Origin of the sequence: Trinickia dabaoshanensis (genome assembly GCF_002879885.1) — a bacterium.
GTDB lineage: Bacteria > Pseudomonadota > Gammaproteobacteria > Burkholderiales > Burkholderiaceae > Trinickia > Trinickia dabaoshanensis.
Genome location: NZ_PNYA01000098.1, coordinates 1 through 309 on the forward strand (window position 1 = coordinate 1; position 309 = coordinate 309).

At 54.4% G+C, this 309-nt stretch carries 2 tRNA genes; both read right to left on the bottom strand.

Going from position 1 to position 309, the window contains the following annotated elements:
- Positions 1-50: 50 nt before the first annotated feature.
- Positions 51-126, bottom strand: a tRNA-Ala gene (locus C0Z18_RS32545).
- Positions 127-182: 56 nt separating this feature from the next.
- Positions 183-259, bottom strand: a tRNA-Ile gene (locus C0Z18_RS32550).
- Positions 260-309 lie beyond the last annotated feature (50 nt).

The following is a 309-nucleotide window of genomic DNA, read 5'->3' on the forward strand; positions in this document are numbered from 1 at the left end:
ATCGCCAATGACAAAGACTCGGTACAAACCGAACGCTTGTCATTGAATGATGGTGGAGGCAGACGGGATCGAACCGACGACCCCCTGCTTGCAAAGCAGGTGCTCTCCCAGCTGAGCTATGCCCCCATACACACAGAGTTCATCGTCTAGTGGGACGATGACCCCAGGGGCGCAGACAAAGTTGGTGGGTCTGGTTGGATTCGAACCAACGACCCCCGCCTTATCAAGACGGTGCTCTAACCGACTGAGCTACAGACCCCTGAGTCTGTCTTGATCTACAGCCGATAAGCGTGGACGCTTAACTTATGA